This is a genomic window from Frigoribacterium sp. Leaf8 (genome assembly GCF_001421165.1).
GTDB lineage: Bacteria > Actinomycetota > Actinomycetes > Actinomycetales > Microbacteriaceae > Frigoribacterium.
This window is the reverse complement of record NZ_LMKB01000008.1, coordinates 1,030-24,749: the sequence shown is the minus strand read 5'-3', so window position 1 is coordinate 24,749 and position 23,720 is coordinate 1,030. Positions and strand designations below refer to the sequence as shown.

At 71.1% G+C, this 23,720-nt stretch carries 20 protein-coding genes; 15 read left to right on the top strand and 5 right to left on the bottom strand.

Annotation, left to right across the window (positions count from 1 at the left end; genetic code table 11):
* Positions 1-51: 51 nt before the first annotated feature.
* A complete protein-coding gene (locus ASL10_RS14595; protein ID WP_056049607.1) occupies positions 52-1,197 on the bottom strand; it encodes a glycosyltransferase in 1,146 nt (381 codons plus the stop codon).
* A 141-nt stretch (positions 1,198-1,338) separates the two neighbouring features.
* The gene (xylA, locus tag ASL10_RS14590; RefSeq protein ID WP_055978258.1) at positions 1,339-2,532 is read right to left on the bottom strand and encodes a xylose isomerase; all 1,194 of its coding nucleotides are present in this window, start codon (positions 2,530-2,532) and stop codon (positions 1,339-1,341) included.
* A 229-nt stretch (positions 2,533-2,761) separates the two neighbouring features.
* Here xylA and ASL10_RS14585 point away from each other — a divergent pair, with 229 nt between their 5' ends.
* The 6 genes from ASL10_RS14585 to ASL10_RS14560 all read left to right on the top strand — a co-directional run bounded on the left by ASL10_RS14585 (position 2,762) and on the right by ASL10_RS14560 (position 10,755).
* A complete protein-coding gene (locus ASL10_RS14585) occupies positions 2,762-3,778 on the top strand; it encodes a LacI family DNA-binding transcriptional regulator (protein WP_056049604.1) in 1,017 nt (338 codons plus the stop codon).
* A 125-nt stretch (positions 3,779-3,903) separates the two neighbouring features.
* A complete protein-coding gene (locus ASL10_RS14580) occupies positions 3,904-5,199 on the top strand; it encodes an ABC transporter substrate-binding protein (RefSeq protein WP_055978261.1) in 1,296 nt (431 codons plus the stop codon).
* 2 nt (positions 5,200-5,201) lie between these two features.
* Positions 5,202-6,200, top strand: a complete 999-nt coding sequence (locus ASL10_RS14575) for a carbohydrate ABC transporter permease (RefSeq protein WP_082454854.1) — start codon at positions 5,202-5,204, stop codon at positions 6,198-6,200.
* On the top strand, positions 6,200-7,114 hold the full coding sequence (locus ASL10_RS14570) for a carbohydrate ABC transporter permease (RefSeq protein WP_056049601.1): 915 nt from the start codon (positions 6,200-6,202) through the stop codon (positions 7,112-7,114). The genes ASL10_RS14575 and ASL10_RS14570 overlap by 1 nt, the downstream gene beginning before the upstream one ends.
* A 25-nt stretch (positions 7,115-7,139) precedes the next feature.
* Positions 7,140-9,422 (top strand): alpha-xylosidase, encoded by a 2,283-nt coding sequence (gene yicI / locus ASL10_RS14565; RefSeq protein WP_056049597.1) that lies wholly within the window; start codon positions 7,140-7,142, stop codon positions 9,420-9,422.
* Between the two features lie 112 nt (positions 9,423-9,534).
* Entirely contained in the window at positions 9,535-10,755 is a 1,221-nt protein-coding gene (locus ASL10_RS14560; RefSeq protein WP_056049594.1) for an ROK family transcriptional regulator, read from the top strand.
* A 143-nt stretch (positions 10,756-10,898) separates the two neighbouring features.
* Here ASL10_RS14560 and ASL10_RS14555 read toward each other — a convergent pair whose 3' ends face one another.
* On the bottom strand, positions 10,899-11,621 hold the full coding sequence (locus ASL10_RS14555) for a metal-dependent transcriptional regulator (RefSeq protein WP_055978265.1): 723 nt from the start codon (positions 11,619-11,621) through the stop codon (positions 10,899-10,901).
* 62 nt (positions 11,622-11,683) lie between these two features.
* Entirely contained in the window at positions 11,684-13,162 is a 1,479-nt protein-coding gene (locus ASL10_RS14550; RefSeq protein ID WP_056049590.1) for a xylulokinase, read from the bottom strand.
* A gap of 167 nt (positions 13,163-13,329) precedes the next feature.
* On the opposite strand from ASL10_RS14550, the gene ASL10_RS14545 reads away from it, so the two are divergent.
* The 4 genes from ASL10_RS14545 (at position 13,330) to ASL10_RS14530 (ending at position 16,643) form a co-directional block, all read left to right on the top strand.
* The gene (locus tag ASL10_RS14545) at positions 13,330-14,616 is read left to right on the top strand and encodes an adenylosuccinate synthase (RefSeq protein ID WP_056049587.1); all 1,287 of its coding nucleotides are present in this window, start codon (positions 13,330-13,332) and stop codon (positions 14,614-14,616) included.
* A gap of 64 nt (positions 14,617-14,680) precedes the next feature.
* On the top strand, positions 14,681-15,106 hold the full coding sequence (locus tag ASL10_RS14540; protein ID WP_055978271.1) for an organic hydroperoxide resistance protein: 426 nt from the start codon (positions 14,681-14,683) through the stop codon (positions 15,104-15,106).
* Positions 15,107-15,225: 119 nt separating this feature from the next.
* Positions 15,226-15,585 carry a chorismate mutase gene (locus ASL10_RS14535; protein ID WP_082452693.1) on the top strand — a complete coding sequence of 120 codons (360 nt, stop codon included), beginning with the start codon at positions 15,226-15,228 and terminating at the stop codon, positions 15,583-15,585.
* Positions 15,582-16,643, top strand: coding sequence for a beta-propeller fold lactonase family protein (locus ASL10_RS14530; RefSeq protein ID WP_056049585.1), 1,062 nt, complete (start codon positions 15,582-15,584; stop codon positions 16,641-16,643). Before ASL10_RS14535 ends, ASL10_RS14530 begins: the two co-directional genes overlap by 4 nt.
* A 21-nt stretch (positions 16,644-16,664) precedes the next feature.
* Here ASL10_RS14530 and ASL10_RS14525 read toward each other — a convergent pair whose 3' ends face one another.
* The gene (locus ASL10_RS14525) at positions 16,665-17,231 is read right to left on the bottom strand and encodes a TetR/AcrR family transcriptional regulator (protein ID WP_043593162.1); all 567 of its coding nucleotides are present in this window, start codon (positions 17,229-17,231) and stop codon (positions 16,665-16,667) included.
* Between the two features lie 142 nt (positions 17,232-17,373).
* On the opposite strand from ASL10_RS14525, the gene ASL10_RS14520 reads away from it, so the two are divergent.
* The 5 genes from ASL10_RS14520 to ASL10_RS14500 all read left to right on the top strand — a co-directional run bounded on the left by ASL10_RS14520 (position 17,374) and on the right by ASL10_RS14500 (position 23,055).
* Entirely contained in the window at positions 17,374-18,918 is a 1,545-nt protein-coding gene (locus ASL10_RS14520; protein ID WP_056049581.1) for an MFS transporter, read from the top strand.
* A 116-nt stretch (positions 18,919-19,034) separates the two neighbouring features.
* Positions 19,035-20,120 carry a 3-isopropylmalate dehydrogenase gene (locus ASL10_RS14515; RefSeq protein WP_055978277.1) on the top strand — a complete coding sequence of 362 codons (1,086 nt, stop codon included), beginning with the start codon at positions 19,035-19,037 and terminating at the stop codon, positions 20,118-20,120.
* A gap of 8 nt (positions 20,121-20,128) precedes the next feature.
* Entirely contained in the window at positions 20,129-21,262 is a 1,134-nt protein-coding gene (locus ASL10_RS14510) for a branched-chain amino acid aminotransferase (protein ID WP_055978278.1), read from the top strand.
* Positions 21,259-22,029 (top strand): fumarylacetoacetate hydrolase family protein, encoded by a 771-nt coding sequence (locus ASL10_RS14505; protein ID WP_055978279.1) that lies wholly within the window; start codon positions 21,259-21,261, stop codon positions 22,027-22,029. The genes ASL10_RS14510 and ASL10_RS14505 overlap by 4 nt, the downstream gene beginning before the upstream one ends.
* Before the next feature lie 9 nt (positions 22,030-22,038).
* Entirely contained in the window at positions 22,039-23,055 is a 1,017-nt protein-coding gene (locus ASL10_RS14500) for a YeiH family protein (protein ID WP_056049579.1), read from the top strand.
* Positions 23,056-23,720: the final 665 nt, after the last annotated feature.

Here is a 23,720-nt window from a genome sequence, read left to right as displayed (position 1 = left end):
CGTACGATCTTGCACACCTTTGTGCAAGTTATTGTGCGGGGGGATCGTCGGTCAGCGCGAGCGGGGCAGGGTCGCTCTCAGCGCCTCCTCGTAGGCGTCGCAGACGGACTGCCAGGTGTAGGCGTCCGCGGCACGAGAAAGGGCCGCCGCGCTGAGGCGTTCCTGCTCGGCCGGATCGTCGAGCAGCGCGGTGACGGCGGCGGCGATGGCGGCGGGCTCGGGCGCCACGAGGGTGCCGGCTCCGTCGAGCACCTCGCGGTTGTAGACGGTGTCGCGCGCGACGACGGGCGCCCCCGCGAACATGGCCTGCACCAGCGCCGGGTTCGTGCCGCCGACGCTGTGGCCGTGGAAGTAGGCCCCGGCGTGCTGCCAGAGGGCGTGCAGACGATCGTCGTCGCTGACGTGGCCGAGCCAGGTCACGCGGTCGTTCGCCTCGGCCAGTCCGCGCACGAGCTCGTCGAGTTCGCCGCCGTAGCCGGTCGAGCCGACGATGACCACGTCGTGCCGCTCGGCGATCGAGCGGGCCGCCTCGACGAACTCGACGACGGTGTTCTCGGGGACGAAGCGCGCGACGACCAGGGCGTACCCGCGGTGTCGCTGGCCCGGCTCGACCGGCAGGTCGCGGACCGGGTCGCCGCCGTAGGGGATGAACAGGCCGTCCACGCCGAAGTCGGCCTGCCAGCGCCGGACGATCTCGCGGGCGTCGCAGATCAGCCCGTTCGCGAAGCGCGCGCTGGCCTTGGCTCCGAGACGGAACACCGTCTTCGCCGCGCGTCCCCACTTGGCACGCTCCCACTCGATGCCGTCGACGTTGACCAGGACGGGGATGCCGCGCAGTCTGAGCAAGGGCAGCCAGAAGCCGTTGGCCACGTTCATGACGAGGGCCGCGTCGGGCCGGCGCATGAGGGCGTCCAGGACGGCGGTGAGGCCGTAGCTCAGGGTGCTGAGCGATTTGCTCTCGACGCCCTTCGTCAGGCGGGAGGTGACCCGACGGTCGCGGGCGGGGTCGTCGTCGCGGGTCGACCCGTCGCGACCGTAGACCGTGACGTCCCAGCCGGCGTCGACCAGGGCGGGGGCGATCCGGCGCACCGCGGTCTCGAACCCGCCGTAGTAGCTGGGGTAGCCGCGGGTGCCGATGACGGCGACCGACGGTCGATCGGTCGCCGAGCGGCGGGGGCGCAAGGGGCGGGCAGTCATCGAGGTCGATCCGTTCGGCCGGTCTTCAGAGCAATGCTCGTAATATACCGGATTCCTACCCCCTGCTGGTGCCGCCGGGTCGGCCGCCCGACCGGACGGGGCGCGTCGGCGCTCGCGATGCGAACGCCGACGCGCCGGGCTCTAGCCCCGAGCGCCCATCAGGTGCTCGAGGGCGAGCTGCTGCAACCGCACGAAGCCGTACCCGTGTCCGCCGAAGTGGGCGTCGGCGTCGAAGTCCTCGTAGGAGGCGCGGTCGGCGAGCAACTGCTCGTAGCCTTCACCGTCGGCGAGGGTGTTCACCGAGAGCTCGGCGACCTGGCTGGCGGCCAGGGCCTCCTGCACCTCGGGGTCGGCGCGGAAGGCCTGCGCGCGCTCCTTGAGGAGCAGGTACATCCGCATGTTGGCGGCCGCGGACTCCCACACGCCGTCGATCGTCTCGGTGCGCGAGGGCTTGTAGTCGAAGTGACGCGGGCCGTCGTAGGTCGGTCCGCCCTGGGGCGAGCCGTGCTCCAGCAGGTCGACGAGCGAGAAGGCGTTCTGGAGGTCGCCGTGGCCGAACACGAGGTCCTGGTCGTACTTGATGCCGCGCTGGCCGTTGAGGTCGATGTGGAAGAGCTTGCCCTGGTAGAGCGCCTGGGCGATGCCGGCCGTGAAGTTCAGTCCGGCCATCTGCTCGTGACCGACCTCGGGGTTCACGCCGGCCATCTCGGGGTGCTCGAGCGTCTCGATGAACGCGATCGCGTGACCGAGGGTCGGCAGCAGGATGTCGCCGCGGGGCTCGTTGGGCTTGGGCTCGATCGCGAAGCGCAGGTCGTAGCCCTTGTCGAGCACGTACTGCGAGAGCATGTCGACGCCCTCCTTGTAGCGCGAGAGGGCGGCCTGCACGTCCTTCGCGCTGTCGTACTCGGCGCCCTCGCGACCACCCCACATGACGAAGGTCTTCGCGCCGAGCTCGGCGGCGAGGTCGATGTTGCGGAGCACCTTGCGCAGGGCGAAACGTCGCACGCCACGGTCGTTCGAGGTGAAGCCGCCGTCCTTGAAGACGGGTGCGCTGAAGAGGTTCGTGGTGACCATCGGCACGACGATCCCGGTCGCGTCGAGGGCGCCCTTCAGGCGGTCGATCTGCTTCTGGCGCTCGGCGTCGGTCGAGCCGAAGGCGAACAGGTCGTCGTCGTGGAAGGTCAGGCCGTACGCGCCGAGGCGGTCGAGGTTCTCGACGGCCTCGACGACGTCGAGCTGGGGGCGGGTCGGGCCGCCGAAGGGGTCCGAGCCGTTGTAGCCGATCGTCCAGAGGCCGAACGAGAACTTGTCTTCGCGGGTGGGGGTGGTGGACATCGGTGTCCCTTCCAGGGTCGAGGGGTCGGTCGCGTGGGGCGATCCCGCCCCGACGCGAATGTTGTGAGCCTCAACATATCCCGTCCTTCGCTGGTTCGGAAGAGGTCTGGGCCATTTGTCGCGGGCTCCCACAAAAGACTTGCGCGCCCCGCCGCGGCTGACGTAGTGTCTCGACCCGCGGCAGTCGAAGCGCTTCCGCACCCGTTCGGCAACCGACAGCGAGGTCATCATGACGACGATCCACGACGTGGCCCAGGCCGCCGGTGTGTCGATCTCGACGGTCTCGTACGCCCTGTCCGGCAAGCGGTCGATCGCGGCGTCGACCCGGCAACGGGTCACCGACGCCGTCGAGCGGCTCGGCTACCGGCCGCATGCCGGAGCCCGCATGCTCGCCGGTGCCCGGACCAACATCCTGGCGCTCAGCGCGCCGATCCGGCCCGACAACCACCAGCCCACCCAGATGCGGTTCGTCACCGCCGTCGTCGAGGCGGCCCGTCGTCGGGACTACGACGTGTTGCTCCTCGCCACCGACGACGAGGTGTCCGGCATCCGGCGCGTGGCCTCGAGCTCCCTCGTCGACGGCGTCGTCGCGATCGGCGTCGCGACCGTCGACGAGCGCGTCGACCTCGTGCGCGAACTCGACCTGCCGGCCGGGTTCATCGGCATCCCGCAGGGCGTCGACGACCTCGCCTGCATCGACCTCGACTTCGCGGCCGCAGCCGCCGAGAGCGTCGACCGTCTGGCCGACGCCGGGCACCGGACCATCGGCGTCATCGGTCACCCGGCCTCGTACGGCGAGCGCGACACCGGCTTCATCCGACGTTTCGACGACGCCTTCGCGGGCCGGGCCGACAGCCGCGGCGTCGAGACGCTGACCGTGGCGGCGGACCTCGGGCGGGCGTCGGCCGTCCGGGCGTTCGACGACCTCCGCGAGAGGCTGCCCGGCATGACCGCGCTCGTGCTGCACTGCAGCGAGCCCACCGCCGAGGCCGTCCTCCAGCGCGTCCGCCGCCTCGGACTCGAGATCCCCCGCGACCTCTCGGTGCTGGCGGCCTGTGCCAGCTACCCCGCCGACGAGTTCGAGCCGGCCCTCGACACCATCCCGCTGCCGATCGACGAGATGTGCTCGCGGGCGGTCGGGGCCGCCTTCGAGCGGATCGACGGTCATCTCGACACGGGCGTCGAGTTGATCGCGCCCACCTACCTGGCGAAGGGCTCGGTCTCCGGGCCGGCCCGCGCCTCCTGAACCCCTACCGACCGCACCACCGCACCATCGCACCACCGTCATCCGACGGCCAGATCACATCGCTCCACGCTGATCGTCGAAACGCTTCGACGATCGGCACGGGGCCTCTACGAGGAGGTAGACACATGAAGAAACGACGCATCGTCGCCGTCGGGACGGCCCTCGCGGCCACCGCGGCGCTGCTGACCGGATGCTCGGCAGGCAGCTCGGGGTCGTCCGACCCCGACGTGCTGAAGCTCTGGCACTTCGAGAGCGAGACCAGCGCCATGGGCATCGCCTGGGACCAGGCGATCGCCACCTTCGAGGAAGAGACCGGTGCGAAGGTCGAGTTCGAGGAGAAGAGCTTCGAGCAGATCCGCTCGACCGCGAGCCAGGTGCTCAACTCGAACGAGGCACCCGACATCCTCGAGTACAACAAGGGCAACGCCACGGCGGGCCTGCTCGCGAGCCAGGGGCTGCTCGCGAACCTCGACGACGCCGTCGACGAGTACGGCTGGGACGACGACCTCGCCCCGTCGATCGCCACGACCTCGAAGTACGACGAGAAGGGCGTCATGGGCTCGGGCAGCTGGTACGGCATCCCGAACTACGGCGAGTACGTCGAGGTGTTCTACAACAAGGACGCCTTCGCCGAGCAGGGCATCGCGGTGCCCACGACGTACGACGAGTTCGAGACGGCCCTGCAGACCTTCGCCGACGCCGGCATCACGCCGCTCGCCGAGGCCGGTGGCGAGTACCCGCTCGGGCAGTTGTTCTACCAGCTGGCCCTCTCGAAGGCCGACCGTTCGTTCGTCGACGACTACCAGCTCTACGAGGGCGACGTCGACTGGCAGGGCCCCGAGCTGACCTACGCCGCCGACAAGCTGAAGGAGTACGTCGACAACGGCTGGATCTCGAAGGACGTCACCGGCATCAAGGCCGAGGACATGGGCACGACCTTCATGAGCGGCGGGGCGCCGATCATGGTCTCCGGCAGCTGGTGGGCCGGACGGGTCGCCGACGAGGCGACCTTCGACTGGGGCACGTTCCTGTTCCCCGGCAGCGACATGGCACCCGGGTCGGGCGGCAACCTCTGGGTCGTCCCCGAGAACGCGGCCAACAAGGACCTCGCGTACGAGTTCATCGACATCACGATGCGCCCCGAGATCCAGAACCTCATCGGCAACAACGGCGGCGTGCCGGTGAAGGCCGACCCGGCCGACATCACCGACCCGAAGAGCCAGGAGTTGATCGCGAACTTCAACACCTTGCTCGACCGCGACGGCCTGGCGTTCTACCCGGACTGGCCCACGCCGACCTTCTACGACCAGCTGGTCGCCGGCACCCAGGAGCTCGTCAACGGCACCGCCACGCCGGACGAGATGCTCACCACCCTGGGCGACCAGTACCAGAGCGGCGTCGACGACATCACCGGGAAGTAGCCGTGACCTCCCTCGACACCCGCCCCGGTGCCAGGGAGGCGCGCCCCCGTCGCGAGGGCCGACGCACGTCGTCGGCCCTCCCGCCGGAGGAGAGCCTCCTGCCCGGAGCCCGCCGCGCGGGCTTCTGGCTGTACCTGATCCCCGGCTTCGTCCTGTTCGCGGTCGTGATCCTGGTCCCGCTGATCTGGAACGTCTACCTCAGCTTCACCGACTACCGGGGCATCCGCCCGCCGACCTGGGCGGGGCTCGACAACTGGCGCGAGCTGATGAGCGACGACCGCTTCTGGACGTCCTTCCTCAACAGCGTCTTCCTCATCATCGCCATGGTGGTGGTCCCCACCGTGCTGGGCCTCCTGCTCGCCGCGATGCTGTTCGACCTGATCGGCCGGAAGTTCGGCGGCCGTCTGGCGTCGTTCCTGCGGGCGACCTACTACCTGCCGCAGATCCTGCCCGTGGCGATCGCCGCGATCGTCATCGGTTGGATACTCCGACCCGAGAACGGCGCGCTCAACACCGTCCTCGACGCGGTGGGGCTGGGCGCCCTGCAGCACAACTGGCTCGGCAGCCCCGACACCGCGCTGCTCAGCATCATGGTGGTGATGGTCTGGGTGCAGCTCGGCTATCCCGTCGTCATCTTCATGGCCGCACTGCAACGGGTCGACCCGGAGCTGTACGAGGCCGCCGAACTCGACGGCGCCGGCTGGTTCCAGCGGTTCCGGGCGATCACGGTGAGCATCATCCGCCCCGAGATCTTCGTCGTCGTGCTGACCTGCACGATCGCCGCGTTGAAGGTGTTCGGACCGATCTACGCCCTGACCCGCGGCGGCCCCGGCGACTCGACGATCGTGCCGAGCTACTACGCGTACAGCGAGTTCTTCCAGAGCCAGCAGGTCGGCTACGGCGCGACCATCGCGACGGCGCTGACGCTCGTCATCGTCGTCATCACCATCTTCTTCATCCGGGCACAGAACCGGGTCGAACGAGCAGAGAGGGAACGCTGATGGCCACGACCGTCGTGCCGCCGGTGAAAGACGACCGCATCCGTCCCGCGGTGCCCAGCCCGCGCCTCCCGAAGGCCAGGCAACGGGGGCGCAAGAAGACGGCCACCGACTGGCTGATCCTCGCCGCGGCGATCGCCTTCGGCGTGCTGATCGCCCTGCCGTTCCTGTTGATCTTGGTCAACTCGTTCAAGTCGCCCGCCGACTACACGACCGGAGGGCCGCTCAGCCTGCCGACGTCGCTGTACTTCGACGGCCTCGTCGACTTCTGGAACCGCGTCGAGTTCCCGGCCAAGCTCTGGAACAGCTTCGTGATCGCCGGGCTGGTGGCCCTGTTCGCCGTGGTCATCTCGGTCTTCAACGCCTACGCGCTCGGCATCGGCCGGGTGCGCGGTCGCACCTGGATCATCGTGCTGTTCCTGCTCGCGAACATGCTGCCGCAGGAGGCCCTTCTCTACCCGCTGTACTTCATGTTCAAGCAGGTGGGCCTCTACGACAACATCTGGGCGGTCATCATCATCTTCACGGTGATCCAGAGCGCCTTCGGCACCTACCTGCTCTCGAGCGTGTACGGCACGTTCCCGAAAGAGGTGCTCGAGGCGGCGTCGCTCGACGGGGCGAGTCGGTGGCAGATCCTCTGGCGGGTCATCGTGCCGATCAGTCGGCCGACCCTGTCGGTGCTCGCGATCTTCTTCTTCATCTGGACGTGGAACGAGTTCCTCATCCCGCTCACCTTCCTGGTGTCCAACGGCAACCAGACGGTCCCCGTCGCCATCACCGCCCTGCAGGGCGACCGGCTGATGGACGTCACCACGACGAGCGCGTCGGCCCTGCTCGGGTTGATCCCCACGCTCGTCTTCTTCCTGATCTTCCAGCGCACCCTGACCCGCGGCATCACGGCCGGCGCGGTCAAGTGACGCGTTCCACCCCGAAAGGCTCCACATGAAGTTCACCGACGGTTTCTGGCAGATCCGCCCGGGGGTCGAGTCCCTCTTCGCCCAGGAGGCCCACGACGTCGAGCCCCGGGCGGACGGACGCTCGATCGAGGTCACCGCACCCACCAAGGTGATCGGCTCGCGGGGCGACACCCTCAACCGCCCGACGCTCACGATCGCGCTGAGTTCGCCGATGGAGGGCGTGATCGCCGTCGACGTCACGCACTTCGCCGGTGGTCGTGACGAGATCGGGTTCGACCTGGTGGGCTCCGAGGGCGGCCCCGCCGGGGTCGGGGTCGTCGAGACGAGCGAAGGAGGCGCGACCCTGACCTCGGGACGCCTCACGGCCACGGTCGGTCGCGGGGCACCGTTCGAGCTGACGTTCCGCGACGGCGACACCGTGCTCACCCGGTCGGGCCACAAGTCGGTCGGCTACCACCGGGTCGCCGCGGACGCCCAGGTCGACGGGGCGATGCTCGGCAACGCCCGGGCCGGCACCGGACGCGTCCTCGCGCCGAGCTACGTCTCGCAGCAACTCTCGCTGGGCGTCGGCGAGCTCGTCTACGGCCTCGGCGAGCGGTTCGGTCCGCTGGTCAAGAACGGCCAGACGGTCGACGTGTGGAACGCCGACGGGGGCACGTCGAGCGAGCAGGCCTACAAGAACGTCCCGTTCTACGTCACGAACCGCGGATACGGCGTCCTGGTCGACCACCCGGGTCACGTCTCGTACGAGATCGGCTCCGAGTCGGTCGAGCGGGTGCAGTTCTCAGTGGCGGGCGAGACCCTGCGCTACCTGGTGATCGCCGGCCCGACGCCCGCCGACGTGCTCGACCGGTACACGCGCCTGACCGGTCGGCCGGCCCACGTGCCGGCCTGGTCGTATGGCCTCTGGTTGTCGACGTCGTTCACGACCGACTACGACGAGGCGACGGTCACGGGCTTCGTCGACGAGATGGCCCGCCGCGACATGCCGATCAGCGTGTTCCACTTCGACTGCTTCTGGATGCGCGAGTTCCAGTGGTGCGACTTCGAGTGGGACCCCCGCGTGTTCCCCGACCCCGAGGGCATGCTCGCCCGGCTGCACGAGCGCGACCTGCGCGTCTGCGTCTGGATCAACCCGTACATCGGTCAGCGCTCGGCGCTGTTCCGCGAGGCGGCCGAGGCCGGTTACCTCGTGCGGAACCCCGACGGCAGCGTCTGGCAGTGGGACCTCTGGCAGGCCGGCATGGGCCTGGTCGACTTCACGAACCCCGAGGCGACGGCCTGGTTCCAGGGGCACCTGCGTCGGCTGCAGGCCCAGGGGGTCGACGCGTTCAAGACCGACTTCGGCGAGCGCATCCCCACCGACGTCGTCTGGCACGACGGCTCCGACCCCGAGCGCATGCACAACTGGTACACGCAGCTCTACAACCAGGCGGTCTTCGAGGTGCTCGAGGAGGTGCGCGGCGAGGGCGACGCCGTCGTCTTCGCCCGCTCGGCGACGACGGGTGGTCAGGCGCTTCCCGTGCACTGGGGTGGCGACTCGACGTCCACCTTCGAGTCGATGGCCGAGACCCTCCGCGGCGGACTGTCCCTGGCCATGAGCGGCTTCTCGTTCTGGAGCCACGACATCGGCGGCTTCGAGGGGACTCCCGACGCCGAGGTCTACAAGCGGTGGACGGCCTTCGGCCTGTTGTCGAGCCACAGCCGGTTCCACGGCAGCTCGTCGTACCGGGTGCCGTGGGCCTTCGACGACGAGGCCGTCGAGGTCACCCGCCGCTTCACGAAGCTGAAGCTGTCCCTCATGCCCTACCTCTACGCCGCCGGGCTCGCGTCGTCGCGCTCGGGACTGCCGGTCATGCGTCCGATGGCCCTGGCCTTCCCCGGCGACCGCGGCGCCGCCCACGTCGACACGCAGTACCTGCTCGGAGACGACCTGCTGGTCGCACCGGTCTTCTCAGCCGACGGCACCGTAGAGGTCTACCTGCCGGCCGGGCGCTGGACGAACTGGTTCACCGGTGAGGTCGTCGACGCGGGGTCCGGGGCGTGGCGCACCGAGCGACACGACGTCATGAGCCTGCCGCTCTACGTGCGCGAGGGGGCGGTGATCCCGGTCGGCGCGCGGGACGACCGGCCCGACCACGACTACCTCGACGGTCTCGTGCTGAGGGTGTTCCCCGGGGGTGACGGCACCCGCTCGATCACGGTGACCACGCCCACCGGCGAGTCCGCCGACTTCGTCGTCACGCGGTCAGGAGGCGCGGTGTCGGTCGACACCGCCGCCACCGGCTGGCGGGTCGACGAGGTCTGACGCCGGGGCCGGGGCCGGGGCCGGCGGGCGACTCAGGCACCGGGCGGCGTGGCGTCCTCGACGCGCCGCCCGGCGAGGTCGAGGTAGCCTCGACCGACGAAGGGGCGCGGGCGTGACGACTCAGCAGGGCGACGGTGAGGGCGCAGCGGCTCCCGACCTCGGTGCGCGGTTCGACCGGGTCCGGCGGGACAACCTCGCGACGGTGCTCGGCATCGTCCACACCGACGGGGCCGCGTCGCGGTCGGCCCTCACCCAGGCGACCGGGCTCAACCGGTCGACGATCGCGGCGCTCGTGGGTGAACTCGTCGACCGGGGACTCGTCGTCGAGACCGACCCGGTCGGCACCAACCGGGTCGGGCGGCCCAGCCCGGTCGTGGCGCCGGACCCCCGTGTCGTCGCGATCGCGGTCAACCCCGAGATCGACGCCGTCACGGTCGGCGTGGTCGGGCTCGACGGCGTCGTGCAGCATCGAGTCCGTCGCGAGACCGACGGGGTGCCCAGCGCGCCCCGGGCCGCGGCGCTCGCCGCTGAGGTGATCGCCGGGCTGCGCTCCGGCGCGCTGTCTCCCGACGTGCGGGTGCTCGGGGTGGGTCTCGCGGTCCCCGGGCTGGTCGGGTCCGACGGGGGAGTCGTGCGGCTCGCCCCGCACCTCGGGTGGATCGACGAGCCGTTCGCGGCCGTCGTGGCGTCCGCGACCGGCCTGCCGACCCGCGCGGCCAACGACGCGTCGCTCGGTGCGATCGCCGAGGGCCGCTTCGGGGCCGGGCGGGGCGTCGACGACCTCGTGTTCCTGAACGGCGGTGCGAGTGGTGTCGGCGGGGGAGTCCTCATCGGTGGCGGTCCGGTGACCGGCGTGGGGGGTTTTGCCGGCGAGATCGGGCACACCCTCGTCAACTCCGTCGGCGAGCTCTGCCACTGCGGCGCCGTGGGGTGCCTCGAGACCGAGGTCGGTCAGGCCCGGTTGCTCACCGTCACCGGACTCGACCGTGGTCAGGCCGACCAGCTGGACGCGGCGCTCGCCGGCGCCGAGCCCGGGTCGCCCGTGGCCGTCGAGGTGCGGCGTCAGATCGACTTCCTGGCCGTGGCCCTGCGAGGCGTCGTGAACTCGTTCAACCCCGAGCTGATCGTGCTCGGCGGCTTCCTCGGATCGCTGCACGCGGCCGACCCCGGCCGCCTGGCCGAGCGGGTCCGCGGTCAGTCCCTGCCCGGCGCCCGCGACGACGTGCGGATCACCCGAGCCGCGCTCGGCGTGGACCGGCTGACGATCGGAGCGGCCGAACTGGCCTTCGCCGCCGTCTTGGCCGACCCTGCGTCCGTGACCCGCGCCTCCTGACGTCGTCCTCGCGGCGTTCGACCCGCCACGAAGTGAACGACCCGCCACGCAATCGGGTGGCGGGTTGCTCACCTCGTGGCGGGCAAGCGGGCAAGCGGGCGGGCAGGCGGGCAGGCGGGCACGCAGGGCCGCCCGCCCCCGCGTCAGGCGTGCGTGTGCGGCTCGGAGTTCGCCCACACCGACGCCGCGGCGACGCCGGCCAGTTCGACGCTGCCGACCGCCCGGTCGTGCGCGTCGGTCAGCACGACCTGCAGCGAGCCGGCGTAGTCGCGACGCTCGCCGACGCGCACGTGGGCGCCGACCCGCAGGTCGAGCGAGCTGAGGTAGCGCAGCAGCTCGGGTTCGTCGTCCGAGACGCGCACGACGAAGCCGCACTCGCCCTCGACGAAGTCGCCCAGCGGATGGGCGGCAGGCCGTACGACCGTGCCGTCGGCCGCGGGGATCGGGTCGCCGTGCGGGTCGGCCGTCGGGTGTCCGAGCTCGACGTCGAACCGGTCGAGCAGCCGATCGCTGACGGCGTGCTCGAGCACCTCGGCCTCGTCGTGCACCTCGTCCCAGCCGTAACCCAGGCGTTCGACCAGGTACGTCTCGATCAGCCGGTGGCGCCGGACCATCGACACGGCGATCGCACGGCCCGCGTCGCTCAGGGCGATGCGCCGGTAGGGCTCGTAGTCGAGGTAGCCGTCGCGGTCGAGCTTGCGGAGGTTGCCCGACACGGTCGACGCGCTCACGCCGAGCGTCGCGGCGATCTCGTTGGTCGAGATGCCGGCGCCGACTCCTGCCTCGGCCCACTCCTCGGCCTTCCAGATGACCTTGAGGTAGTCCTCGGCCATGGTGGTGCGCGTGCTGGCCGGGTCGCTGGGCATGGTCCGATCCTAGGCGGCGCCACCCGCGCCTCCTGCTGTCGTCCGCGCCCGGCGCACCGGGGTCACGGGCGGGGCAACGACCCCAGCCCCTGCGCGGCCCGGTAGCGCTCGCCGACGGCGGGTCGCAGGTCGGCCTCGAAGGAGGCGCTGGTCGCCGGGGTCCAGGTCGGTCGCGTCCCCGAGAGGGCCCAGCCCGCCTGTCGTGCCGCGCCGTCGGCGACGTACTCGCCCGGCTCGGGCACGACGACGGGCAGGTCGAACACCTGGCGGGCGACGGCCTGGACGGCCGGGTTCAGCGCGGCCCCGCCGATGAGGAGGACGCGGGTGGCCTGGACGCCCTGTCGGCGGACGGCGGCGGCACCGTCGGACAGTGCCGACAGCATGCCCTCGACGGCGGCGCGGGCCAGGTTCTCGCGGGTGGAGCTCGCCAGGGTCAGGCCCGAGAGCGTCGCCGTGGCGTCGGGCAGGTCGGGGGTGCGTTCGCCCTCGAAGTAGGGCACGAGCGTGACCCCGCCGGCGCCGGGCTCGGCCGCGAGGGCCAGACGGGCCAGTTCGTCGTGGTCGACGCCGAGCAGTCCGCCGACCGACGACAGCACCCGGGCCGCGTTCAGCGTGGCGACCAGGGGGAGGTAGCCACCCGCGGCGTCCGCGAAGCCGGCCACCGTGCCGCCGGGGTCGGTCACGGGCCGGTCGGTGACGGCGAAGGCCGTCCCGCTCGTGCCGATGCTGATGACGAGGTCGCCGACCGTGGCGTCGAGGCCGAGGGCCGCCCCGGCGTTGTCGCCCGCGCCGGCGCCGACCACGATGCCGGCCGGGATCGGGCCGTCCGCGACCGTCGTCCCGGCCGCCTGGTCGGCCTGCAGCACCCGCGGCAGCACGACGCGCCCGGCGTCGTCCGCGGGGGAGCCGGTGGCCTCGCGTGCCCCGCGACCGAAGGCGTGCTCGAAGAGCTCGAGGTCGTACGCCTCGTCGGTGGGGCTCCAGTACGAGGTGCCGCTGGCGTCCGAGCGGTCGGTGACGAGGGCGTCGAGGTCCGGCCCGAGCGGGCTCTCGTCGGCGGGACCGAAACCGAGGAGGCGCCAGGTGAGCCAGTCGTGCGGCAGGGCCACCGCGGCGACCCGCGCGGCGTTCTCGGGCTCGGCGTCGCGCAGCCAGCGCAGCTTGGTCGCGGTGAACGACGCGACGGGGACGGAGCCCGTGCGTCGGGCCCACTGCTCGGCCCCGAGCTCGTCGATCAGGTCGCGGGCGGCCGGGGCGCTGCGGGTGTCGTTCCAGAGCAGGGCGTCGCGGACGACGCGTCCCTCGGCGTCGAGGGCGACGAGGCCGTGCTGCTGACCGGCGACCGAGAGCGCGGCGACGTCGTCGAGGCCGCCGGCGTCCGCGATCGCCGCGAGCAGCGCCTCCCACCAGGCCGCCGGGGGCACCTCGGTGCCCTGGGGATGCCCGGCCGACCCCTGCCGGACGAGTTCGCCCGTCGAGAGATCACGGACGACGACTTTGCAACTCTGGGTCGATGAGTCGACCCCGGCGACGAGACTCATGGGCACAGTTTGTCGTACGTGACCACAAATGGCCACCGGCGGTGTTCCGCGGGTCGCGCGCCGCGCCTCCTCGACGGGTCCCGGGCCGTCCGGGCGGCCCGGACGAGCCTGTCGGTAGACTCAAGTGCACCTCACCCGGTGCGTTCCCCCGACGTGAGGAGAAACCCATGCCAGCAGTGGTGATCATCGGAGCCCAGTGGGGCGACGAGGGCAAGGGCAAGGCCACCGACCTGTTGTCGAGCCGCATCGACTACGTCGTCAAGTTCAACGGCGGCAACAACGCCGGCCACACCGTGGTGATCGGCGACCAGAAGTACGCGTTGCACCTGCTGCCCTCGGGCATCCTCTCGCCCGGCGTGACGCCCGTCATCGGCAACGGCGTCGTCGTCGACATCGAGGTGCTCTTCGACGAGCTCGACGCGCTGATCGCGCGTGGCATCGACGTCTCCCGGTTGCGGGTCAGCGCCAACGCGCACGTCATCACGCACTACCACCGCACCCTCGACAAGGTGACGGAGCGCTTCCTCGGCAAGCGCCAGATCGGCACCACCGGTCGAGGCATCGGCCCGACCTACGCCGACAAGATCAACCGCGTCGGCATCCGCGTGCAGGACATCTTCGACGAGGGCATCCTGCGCCAGAAGGTCGAGGCGGCCCTCGACCAGAAGAACCACCTGCTCGTCAAGATCTACAACCGTCGCGCGATCGAGGTCGACGAGGTCGTCGAGTCGCTGCTGTCGTTCGCCGAGCGGCTCAAGCCGATGGTCGCCGACACGGCGCTCGAGATCCACCAGGCGCTCGAGGCCGACAAGACCGTCCTCTTCGAGGCGGGCCAGGCGACCATGCTCGACGTCGACCACGGCACCTACCCGTTCGTCACCTCGTCGTCCGCCACCGCAGGAGGCGCCTCGACCGGCTCGGGCATCGGGCCGGGCCGCATCGAGCGCGTCATCGGCATCGTCAAGGCGTACACGACCCGCGTCGGCGCCGGGCCGTTCCCGACCGAGCTCTTCGACGCCTCGGGCGAGTTCCTCCGGGCCAACGGCTTCGAGTTCGGCACGACCACCGGCCGTCCTCGCCGCTGCGGCTGGTACGACGCCCCGATCGCGCGCTACACGGCGCGGATCAACGGCGTGACCGACTTCGTGCTGACCAAGCTCGACGTGCTCACCGGCCTCGAGACGATCCCGGTCTGCGTGGCCTACGACGTCGACGGCGTCCGGCACGACGAGGTCCCCGTCTCGCAGAGCGACTTCCACCACGCGACGCCGATCTACGAAGAGTTCCCGGGGTGGAGCGAGGACATCACGGGGGCGCGCGACTTCGACGACTTCCCGAAGGCCGCGCAGGACTACGTGCTCGCCGTCGAGGCGATGAGTGGCGCCCGCATCTCGGCGATCGGCGTGGGCCCGGGCCGTGACGCCATCGTGCAGCGGCACGACCTGCTCGGCTGAGCCGCGCTACCACACTCACCCGCCACCGAGCCAACTCCCAGAATCTAGGTATGGTCTTCTCCTCATGACACTCGACATCGCCTACACCGCCATCGCCCACGCCACCGGTGGGGGTCGTGACGGCCACGTCCGCAGCGAAGACGACCGACTCGACTTCGACACGCGGCCCCCCAAAGAACTCGGTGGCTCCGGCGAGGGCACCAACCCCGAGCAGCTGTTCGCGGCGGGCTTCGCGGCCTGCTTCCTCAGCGCCATGCACGGCGCCGGCAAGAAGCTCGGCGTCGACACGAAGGACGCCGAGGTCTCGGCGAGCGTCGGCATCGGCGGCAACGGCGAGGGCGGATTCGGCCTCGCGGTCGAGCTCGACATCTACACGCCGAACGTCGAGCCCGAGCGTCGTCAAGAGCTGGCCGACGCGGCCCACCACGTGTGCCCGTACTCGAACGCCACGCGTGGCAACGTCGAGGTCACGCTCACGCTGGTCGACTGATCCCGGCCGGGCCGACCCGGCCCTGAAGGAGGCGCGTCCTGCGAGAGCGGGACGCGCCTCCTTCGTCCGTGGCGGTCCGTCGGCGGCCCCGTCGTCGGGCGCGCCGATAGGGTCGGTGCATGGCACTCGACAGTCCTCTCGGGGCGGACAGCCCCCTCAGCTCGGCCGACCAGGGCGCGATCGACGAACTCGCGGGCATCCGCCAGAGCATCGACAACATCGACGCCGCCCTCGTCCACATGCTCGCCGAACGGTTCAAGTACACGCAGTCCGTCGGCCTGCTCAAGGCGGCGGCGGGCATGCCGGCGAGCGATCCCGAACGCGAGCGCGTGCAGATCCAGCGCCTGCGTCGCCTGGCGGAAGAGGCCCGGCTCGACCCGGCCTTCGCCGAGTCCTTCCTGAACTTCATCGTCGCCGAGGTGATCCACCACCACGAGCGCATCGCCGCCGGCGACGACCCCACCGCCGGCCGCGCATGAGCGACCTCGGCCCGTCCGGCCCCCAGCGTCTCTACGTCGGTTCGTACACCGCGGTCAGCGGTGGCCACGGCCTCGGCATCACCGTCCTCGAGCGGTCGAGGGCCGACGGTCGCTGGCAGGCTGGGCAGGTCGTCGAGGCCGACGACCCGTCGTTCCTCGTCGTCACCGAGGGGGCCCTGCACGCGGTCGCCGAGACGAACGAGGGCCGCGTGCTGTCGTACACGATCGCCGCGGGCCGCCTGGTCGAGGCCGGCGTCGCGGCGTCCGGCGGTGCCTCGCCCTGTCACATCGCCCACGACCCGGCCTCGAACGCCCTGCTCGTCGCGAACTACGTCGGCGGCACCTTCGGCGTGCTCAGCTCCGAGGCCACCGACCCGGCACGCGTGACGGCGACCGTCGCGCTCCCGTCGGGTTCCGGCCCGGTCGCCGACCGCCAGGGCGGGCCGCACGCCCACCAGATCGTCGCGACCCCGTGGGGCACCCACCTGGTCAGCGACCTCGGCACCGACCGGCTGATCGAGGTCGCCGTCGACGTCGTCACGCTCGAACCGTCGATCGTCGGCGTGCACCCGATGCCCGCGGGCTCGGGCCCGCGGCACCTCGCCTTCCTCGGCGACGACCTGCTCGTCGTGGGCGAGCTCGACGCCCGTCTGTACGTCGTCCGGAGGCAGGGTGACGAGCTCGTCATCCCGTACTCGGTGGCGGTCGTCGAGGGCGAGCCGGACGAGCGGGGAGACCTCCCGTCGCACCTGGCCGTCCACGACTCGCGGGTCTACGTCGCCACGCGCGGCCGCGACACGATCAGCGTGCTCGAGACCTCGGTCGACGCCGAGGGCGGGTCCGACGGCGGTGAGCCCTCGAGGCTCCGCCTGGTCGGTCAGGTGCCGTGCGGCGGCGAGTGGCCGCGGCATTTCACCATCGCCGACGGCCTGCTCTACTGCGCCAACCAGGGTTCCGACACCGTCTCGGTGCTGCCCGTCGACGAGGCCACCGGTCTGCCCGGGGCCCCCGTCGACCTGTTCACCCTCGGCAGCCCCGCCTGCATCGTCGCCGTCTGACCGGACCGCAGGAGGCACGGGTCAGCGTCGCGGCACGAGACGCTGCAGCACGGCGATGACGTCGTCGATCGACGTGTCATGGCGCGGGTCACCGCCCGAGTCCACCGGTGAGAAGGGCCGCGGCGTGAAGTAGAGCCCGTCGGAGACGAGCGACACCACCCGGGCGACCGCGGGGTCGCCGACGGCGTCGAGGACGACCTGGTGCCAGCGGGACTGCATGGCGGTGAGGGCCTCGAGTGCCCGGGGGTGGCGTCCGCTCGACGCGAGGTTCGAGACGGCGGTGATGCAGCGGTCGAGCGGGTCGTCGGCCGGGATGGCCGCGGGTGACGAGGTGCGGACGAAGTAGTCCACGACGCCCTCCGGCGCGCTGGTCATCGCCGCGACGTCGTCGTCGAGCAGCGCGGTGAGGCGGTCGACGAGGGCGTCGACCAGCGCCTCGCGCGTGGGGAAGTGGTAGAGCAGGCCGCCTTTCGAGACCCCGGCCGCGGCGGCCACGGCATCGAAGGTCGCGGCGCGTTCGCCGTCGTCGACGACGAGCGTCTCGAACGTGTCGAGCATCGATTCCCGGGCTGACGGTCGAGGGCTCATTCTGTTACTGTACCGTCTGGACGGTGTAACTGTACCGTCCGGACGGTCGGCACCGCGCCTCCTGCCCTCGTCGGGCCGCCGCCGCCAGGCGGTGCGCGCACCGTCGATCGACCCACCACTCCACCGACCGCGAGAGAACGCCATGACCCGCCCCGCCACCGTCACCGCCACGACCCCGACCGGCGTCCCGCCGCGTGCCGGCCGACGACAGTGGGCCGCGTTGGTCGTGCTCATGCTGCCGGTGCTGCTCGTCTCGGTCGACAACACGGTGCTGAGCTTCGCCCTGCCCGAGATCTCGACCGCACTGCAGCCGAGCGCCGCGGGCCAACTCTGGATCGTCGACGTCTACTCGCTCGTCCTCGCCGGCCTGCTCGTGGCCATGGGGTCGATGGGCGACCGGTTCGGCCGCCGCAAGCTGCTGCTCACCGGTGCGAGCGGATTCGCCGTCGTCTCGGTGCTCGCCGCGTTCTCCACGAGCGCCGAGCAGCTCATCACGGCACGAGCCGTGCTGGGCTTCTTCGGCGCGATGATCATGCCGGCGACCCTCTCGCTGCTGCGCAGCACCTTCCTCGACCGTGAGCAGCGCCGGCTCGCGATCGCCGTCTGGGCCTCGGGCTTCGCCGCCGGATCGGCCCTGGGCCCCATCGTCGGCGGCGTGCTCCTCGAGCACTTCGCCTGGGGCTCGGTGTTCCTCGTCGCGGTGCCCGTGCTCGTCCCCCTGCTGATCGCCGGCCCGCTGCTGCTCACCGAGAGCCGCGATCCCGCGCCGGGGCCGGCCGACCCGTTCTCGGTGCTGCTGTCGCTCGCGGCCATGGCGCCGGTCGTCGCGGCGATCAAGCTGCTCGCGACCGACGGCTTCGTCTGGCCCGTCGCCGCCCTGGCGGTGGTCGGCGTGGGCTCGGGCTGGCTGTTCGTCCGGCGTCAGCTCGCCCGCCCGCGTCCGCTGCTCGACGTGCGGCTCTTCACGAACCCGGTGTTCGCCGGATCGGTCCTGGTCAACCTGCTCGCCGTCGTGGCGCTCGTGGCCTTCCTGTTCTTCACGACCCAGCACCTGCAACTCGTCGTGGGGCTGCGGCCCTTGCAGGCCGCGCTGACGCTGGTGCCCGGTCTCGCGGTGATGATCCTGGCGGGCCTCGGCGTCGTGCGGGTCGTCCGGTGGCTCCGCCCGCGCACCATCGTCGCGATCGGCCTCGCCTCGGCCGCGCTCGCCTACGCGGCGGTCTTCGCCACCGGCGCCGGGGCCCCCGTGGTCGTGTTCGTCGTGGCCTTCGCCTTCGTCGGCCTGGGCGTCGGCGCGGCCGAGACGATCTCGAACGACCTGATCATCGCGGCCGTGCCCGCGAACCGGGCCGGGGCTGCCTCGGCGGTGTCCGAGACCGCCTACGAGGTCGGTGCCGTCCTCGGAACCGCCGTGCTCGGCAGCATGTTGACCGCCATCTACCGGGGTGCCCTGGTCGTGCCCGCCGGCGTGCCCACCGAGGCGGGCGAGGCGGCCCGCGAGACCCTGGGAGGCGCGGTGGCGGTCTCCGACGGGCTGCCCGAGTCGCTCGCGGGCCCCCTGCTGCGCGCCGCCACCGACGCCTTCGACCACGGTCTCGTCGCCACGGCCGGGGTCGGGGCACTGGTGATGGTCGCCGCGGTGGTGGTCGCCCTCACGACCCTCCGCCGCGCCTCCTCGGCCGACTGAGGCCCCGGGTCGTCCGAGCCACCCCGGCACGGGTGGCCCGAGCCGGCCGCGGGGCCCGCGCGGCCCACCTGCCCACTAGTAAAGTGTGGCGAGCCCCCCGAGACGCCAGGAGAACCATGCCCCGCACCGTCAGACTCGCCGCCATCCCCGGAGACGGCATCGGCCCCGAGGTGGTCGCGGAGGCCCTCAAGGTGCTCGAGGTCGCGGCCGGCGACGACGCGACGTTCGAGGTCACGACCTTCTCGCTGGGTGCGGCGCGCTACCTCGAGACGGGCGACATCCTGACCGACGACGACCTGACGGCCGTCGCGTCGCATGACGCGATCCTGCTCGGAGCGGTGGGCGGCGACCCCCGCGACCCGCGGCTGGCGGGCGGCATCATCGAGCGTGGCCTGTTGCTGAAGCTGCGCTTCGCCCTCGACCACTACGTCAACCTGCGGCCCACCAAGGTCCATCCCGGCGTCCCGTCGCCGCTCTCGGCGCCCGGCGAGGTCGACTTCGTCGTCGTCCGCGAGGGCACCGAGGGTCCCTACGTCGGCAACGGAGGCGCGCTGCGGCAGGGCACGCCGCACGAGATCGCGAACGAGGTCAGCGTCAACACGGCGCACGGCGTCGAGCGCGTCGTGCGTTTCGCCTTCGAGAAGGCCCGCGGTCGCCGTGGGCACCTGACCCTCGTGCACAAGACCAACGTGCTCGTGTTCTCGGGCAGCCTCTGGCAGCGCACCGTCGACGCCGTGGCCGCCGAGTACCCCGACGTCGCCGTCGACTACCAGCACGTCGACGCGGCCACCATCCACCTCGTGGTCGACCCCTCCCGGTTCGACGTCATCGTCACCGACAACCTCTTCGGCGACATCCTCACCGACCTCGCCGGCGCCATCAGCGGCGGCATCGGGCTCGCGGCATCGGGCAACCTCAACCCCGACGGCGCTTTCCCGAGCATGTTCGAGCCCGTGCACGGCTCGGCCCCCGACATCGCCGGTCAGCAGAAGGCCGACCCGACGGCGGCGATCCTCTCCGTCGCCCTCCTGCTCGACCACCTCGGCCTGCCCGACGCGGCCGCCCGCGTCACCCGGGCCGTCGACGCCGACATCGCCGACCGCGCCTCGCGTGACGCGTCCGTCCCCGCCCGCCGCACGGACGAGATCGGCACGGCGATCGCCGACCGCGTGCGCACCCTGTCCCCGTCTGCCTCCGCCTGAAGGGCATCATGACCACCACCGACAACGTCTCCGCCCCGACCGACGACTCGGCCGACTTCCCGCTGCAGTTCGAGCTGACGCCGTCCGAGACGGCACGCGACGACGCCGAACGCGAGACGATCCTCAGCGACCCCGGCTTCGGCAAGCACTTCACCGACCACATGGTGACCATCGAGTGGACCCTCGCCGACGGGTGGCACGCGGCGTCCGTCCACCCGTACGGCCCGCTGCAGCTCGACCCGTCGGCGTCGGTGCTGCACTACGCGCAAGAGATCTTCGAGGGCATGAAGGCCTACCGGCACGCCGACGGTTCGGTCTGGTCGTTCCGGCCGGACGCCAACGGTCGCCGCCTGCAGCGCTCGGCCCGCCGACTCGCGCTGCCCGAGCTCAGCACCGACGACTTCGTCGAGTCGGTCCGCCAACTCGTGCGGGCCGATCTCGACTGGGTGCCGTCGGCCCCCGAGACGAGCCTGTACCTCCGGCCGTTCATGATCGCCACCGAGGCGTTCCTGGGGGTCCGGGCCGCCCACGAGGTGTCGTACCACGTGATCGCGAGTCCGGCCGGGGCCTACTTCAGCGGCGGCGTCTCTCCGGTCTCGATCTGGCTGACCACGAACTACGCCCGAGCAGGCAAGGGCGGCACGGGTGCGGCAAAGACCGGCGGCAACTACGCGTCGTCCCTGCTGCCGCAGCAGGAGGCCTACGAGAACGGCTGCCAGCAGGTGCTGTTCCTCGACTCGTCCGAGAGCAACTACATCGAAGAGCTCGGCGGGATGAACGTGGTGCTCGTCAAGAAGGACGGCACCCTCGTCACCCCCGACAGCGACTCGATCCTCGAGGGCATCACCCGTGACTCGATCCTCGAGTTGGCCGAGGCCCGGGGCCACCGCGTCGAGCGTCGTCGCGTGACGATCGACGAGTGGCGTGACGGCGTCGAGTCCGGCGACATCGTCGAGGTCTTCGCGTGCGGCACGGCCGCCGTCGTCGTCCCGATCGCCGAACTCAAGGGCGAGGGCATCCACATCGGGTCGCCCGCCGCGACCGGTGGAGAACTGACCATGTCCCTGCGCGAAGAGCTGACCGACATCCAGTACGGCCGCCGTCCCGATGTCCACGGCTGGATGACTAGGCTCGACGCGTGAAGATCGCCCGTTTCGCCACGCCCGGAGAAGACCCCCGCTACGGCATCGTCGACGAGCGCGAGCTCATCGTCCTCGCCGGTGATCCCATGTACAGCGGGTACGAGACGACGGGCGAGCGGGTCTCCCTGCGTCAGGCCAAGTTGCTCGCGCCGGTGATCCCGCGGTCCAAGGTCGTCGGAGTCGGCCTGAACTACCAGGACCACGCCGACGAGCTCGGCCAGTCCGCGCCCGAGGCGCCCATCCTGTTCCTCAAGCCCAACACGACGGTCATCGGTTTCGGCGACTCGATCCAGCTCCCGCCCGACGTCGGCCGGGTCGACTTCGAAGGCGAACTCGCCATCGTCATCGGGTCGATCGCCAAGCGCGTGAAGGCCGAGGACTACCAGGACGTGGTGTTCGGCTACACCGTCGCCAACGACGTCACGGCCCGCGACGTGCAGAACGCCGACGGCCAGTGGACCCGAGCGAAGGGCTACGACACCTTCCTGCCCCTCGGCCCCTACATCGAGAACGAATTCGACTGGGCGGATGCCACCATCGAGACCCGGGTGGACGGCGAGGTCATGCAGCGCGAGTCGACGATGCAGATGATCCACAAGATCCCCGAGCTGATCGAGTACGTCACGGACGTCTTCACCCTGCTGCCGGGTGACGTCATCCTGACCGGCACGCCCGCCGGCATCGGTCCGTTCACGGCGGGCCAGACCGTCGAGGTCGCGATCTCGGGCCTCGGCTCGTTGATCAACCCCGCCAAGAACCGGGTCTAGGCCCGCCCGGTGAGCCCCGCCGCCGTCGACGCGCCGCCGCGCGCGAATCCGGTGCGGGGGCTCCTGTTGGCCGGGGTCGCCTACGGGGCGGCGTGGGGCCTGCACCTCGTGTTGCCGGCGGTCCCCGTCCTGACCTGGTGCGTCCTGCTCGGCATCGCGGCCGCCCAGGTCCGGCCCCTCCGCCCGGTGATCGACGGCAGCGCCAAGCCCGGACTGACCTTCGCCTCGAAGCGACTGTTGCGCATCGGCGTCGTCTTGCTCGGGCTCCAGCTCAGCCTCGTCGACGTCGCCGGGCTCGGGTGGACGACGGTGGTCGTCGTGATCGCGATCCTCGGGCTCACGTTCGCGGTCACCTACCTGCTCGGCCGATGGGCCCGGCTCCCCGGTGACCAACCCCTCCTGCTCGCGGCCGGCTTCTCGATCTGCGGGGCGTCGGCGATCGGCGCGATGAGTGCCGTGACCCGCGATCGTGGCAAGGACGCCGCGACTCCCGTCGCTCTGGTCACGTTGTTCGGCACGCTCGCGATCGCCGTCCTGCCCCTGATCCGCGGGTGGGTCGGCCTGACCGACCGCGAGTTCGGCGCCTGGGTGGGGGCGAGCGTGCACGACGTCGGTCAGGTGGTCGCCACGGCGCAGACCGCCGGAGCGGCCGCTCTCGCGATCGCGGTCGTCGTCAAGCTCACGCGGGTCCTGATGCTCGCGCCAATCGTGGCGATCACGTCGACCGTGGTCCGTCGGCGGGGTGCCGACGCCGGCGCCCGGCCGCCGATCGTGCCGTTGTTCGTCGTCGGCTTCGCCGTCGCGGTCGTCGTCCGGACGGTGATCCCGGTTCCGGAGGCGCTGCTCGCGATCGCGGGGACGGTCCAGTCGGTCCTGCTCGGGCTCGCACTCGTCGGCCTCGGGTCGGGCATCCGCCTCGAGCGCCTCGTCCGCACCGGCGGCCGCGCCTTCCTCGTGGGCCTGGCCTCGTGGATCGTCATCGCCTCGGTGTCCCTGGGCGCCGTGCTCGTGCTGCCCCTGGGGTAGCGTCGGCGTCCCCGTGGGGACGTGGCGGGCGACACGCCCGGGATGCACGAAGTTTGGCCATACCCGTCTCGGGCTGCGTAAAGTAATCACTTGTCACCCCAAAGGTGCGGGCGGAGCGAAGCTTCNGAAAGGCCCCTTCCTCGGAAGGGGCCTTTCTGCGTTTAACGCTGACCCACCCACCAACCCCGGCCACGGCGATCGGCGGTGCGGCGTCCAACGACAATTTATCGAGGGCGATGATTCACCGCGTGAGCCCCTCCGCACCGCCGGCTGCCACCGGTCGAGCTGCGACCGGGGTGGCCTGCAGCGGGCAGTCGTGGAAGGGGCGACCCCATGGTGTTGGCGTCGGAGAGAGCTCAAGGCACGTGATCCTGAGGGCTGTACGCTCGCGACTTCGACCCGGGTGCAGTCGTCAGGCGCTCGGCATGAGCATCCGTCTGGACGACCATCGACTTCCAGCAAGCGGCTCCGTGCTGCTCGAGCCCGCGGTCGTGTTCCACAGGCGCCGGCGTCGCGCCACCTGGGTCGTCGTTCGAGCTCGAGTAGTTCTCGGCCGAGCAGAGTTCATTTCTCTCTGTCGAAAGCGGATCTCGAGTAAGCATTGACTCCAGGACTCCAGGACTCCAGGACTCCAGGACTCCAGGACTCCAGGACTCCAGGACTCC